General features: G+C 77.5%; 2 protein-coding genes. Both read right to left on the bottom strand.

The genetic code is table 11. From position 1 onward, the window contains the following. On the bottom strand, window positions 1-1,909 hold a 1,909-nt coding region (locus tag AMY39116_RS0341685), incomplete at its 3' end, for a transglutaminase domain-containing protein (protein WP_020423523.1). A gap of 64 nt (window positions 1,910-1,973) precedes the next feature. Then, window positions 1,974-2,162 (bottom strand): hypothetical protein, encoded by a 189-nt coding sequence (locus AMY39116_RS46510; protein ID WP_157358884.1) that lies wholly within the window; start codon window positions 2,160-2,162, stop codon window positions 1,974-1,976. Window positions 2,163-2,287: the final 125 nt, after the last annotated feature.

Here is a 2,287-nt window from a genome sequence, read left to right as displayed (position 1 = left end):
ACTGATCCACGAACCTGGCGGCAGCGGTCGCCAGGTCCCGCACGGTCATCCCCGCCGTGACGGGCACGCCGTGACCACGCAGCCGGTCCCGCACCTCTTCCCAGGCGCCGATCACCGCGCCCGATCCACCCCGGCGCCGTCGCCGCCACGCCCGCACGCCCTTGGCCAGCGGCACGCCGAACACCCCGAGCAGCACCACGGCGAGCAGGACCGCCCCCGTCACCGCCCACGGGAACCGGCCGGTCCCGCCGCTCCCGTCGCCGGTGCCCTCTCCTGCCGCCACCGGCGGGTCGAGCAGGTCCTGCGACGCGGGCAGCTGCGCCCGTGCCCCCGCGGTCGCGGCGGCCAGCCCGGCGCCCGCGGCCGCTCCGGGCGCGGCGGTGCCCGTCGGGTCGAGCGGCACCCAGCCGACGCCCTCGACGGCCACCTCCGGCCAGGCCAGCACGTCGCCGTTGCTCACCACTGTCGTGCCGGTCGGCGCGCGGAAGCCGACCACGAGCCGAGCCGGGATGCCGCGCACCCGCGCCAGGGCCACGTAGGCGGCGGCGAACTGCTCGCTGGTGCCGCGCTTGGCGGTCAGCAGGAACTCCGCGAGCTGGGGCCAGGAGTGCCCGGTCGGCAGGTTCTGGCCGCTGGCGAGCCGGTAGTTCTCCCGGAAGAACCGCTCCAGCGCGAGCGCCGCCTGGAAGGTGGGCCGGGTGCCGTTCACCGCCCGCTCGGCGAGCTCGGTGATCCCCGGCGGCACCGTGCCGACGCCGGACAGGCCGCCGGGCGCGTCCGGGTCGATCGCCGCGCCGTACAGCGAACCCGCCGGGATCTGCGGCGCCCACCAGGTCAGGGTGTAGTCGCCGGCGCGGCCGCCGTCCGGCACGAGCAAGGTGCCCTGCTGTTCCTCCACCAGCGGCTCGGCGCCGCTCACCCCGGCGGGCCAGGTCTGGCTCGGCAGCCACGGCCCGCCGAGGTCGACGGCGGAGATCCGGGCCGTGCGCGCCTCGACCGGCACGGTCACCGCCGGGCCCGGCCGGAGTTCGCTGCCGAGCGTGCGGTAGCGGGCGCCGGGCGACCAGTTGACGCCGTCGAACTCGTCCAGCACCGCCACGGCCCACCGGTCCACCCCGGCCGCGCCGTCGACGCGGAAGACCGGCGTGCCCGGGTGGGCGAGCCGGTAGGCGATGTCGTCCAGCGGGTTGGCGATCTGGACCTGCGTGAGCGGGGCGAGCTGCTCGTCCTTGAGGGAGTACTTCGCCGGCGGGGACGGGACGGCGACCCCGGCGACCACCACGGCCGCGGCGGCGAGCGCGACGGCCGCGGACGGGAACACCGGCCGCCGACCCTGCCCGCGCCCGGTGGCGAGCACGGCGCCCGCCGCCACGGCGTGCGCGAGCGCCGCGCCCACCGCGCCCCAGCCGGACGCCGCCGCGTAGAACTGGCTGAGCACCACGACGGCGAGGCTCGGCACCAGCGCGGCCAGTGGCCGGGTGAGCCGGAGCAGTTCGGTGCCGAGCACCGCGGCGAGGACCGTCAGCAGCGGCACGAACAGCAGCACCGCGGGCTCGGGACGGGCCGGCCAGGTGGAGCGCAGGGCGAGCTGCCAGGACTGGGACACGCCGTCGGCGAGCGCGCGCAGGGTCTCACCGGTGGGCACCCCGCCCGCGGTGGTCGGCCACAGGGTCGTCTCGACGACCGCGAGCAGGCCGGCGACCAGCGCGACCAGGGGCCGCCACGCCAGCGAGCCCGGCGTGCGCATCACGGCGACGACGACGAGCACGACGGCCGCGGGCACCCCGACCGGCACCAGGAGCGCGGAAAGGCCGAACACCGGGGCGAACAGCAACCCCGCGACCACGGCCGCGAGCACCACCCCGGCGGCGGGGGTGATCGCGGCGCGATCTCCACGTGCGGTGCTCATGCGACCACCTGAGGCGAGGAACGCGGATAGTCCACACGGGACAGTTGTGCCGTGAAGGTGCGCCTCACGCCGCCACCTCCACAGCCGCACCGCCTGCAACTCGCGAGCGCGGACCAGCCCCGGCCTGCGCGACCGGGAAGTTCGTGCCGAACGGGCACCGCGGCCCGGTCAGGGCGCGCGGCTCGGCGTGCGCCGAGCGCGGCCGCCATCGGCAGTCCACGACGGACAGGCGTCCCGCGAAGGTGGGCCTCACCGCGCCACCTCGCTCCGCAACGGCACCGCCTGGACGGCGTCGGCCGCCAGCGCGCTGGCCAGCCCCGGCCTGAGCGGCCGGGAGGAGCGTGCCGAACCGGCCCCGCAGCCGGGGCAATGCGCGCG

This window comes from Amycolatopsis sp. ATCC 39116, assembly GCF_000231075.2.
GTDB classification, from domain to species: domain Bacteria; phylum Actinomycetota; class Actinomycetes; order Mycobacteriales; family Pseudonocardiaceae; genus Amycolatopsis_E; species Amycolatopsis_E tucumanensis.
The sequence above is the reverse complement of the archived record's forward strand: the minus strand, read 5'-3'. Positions and strand labels throughout refer to the sequence as shown.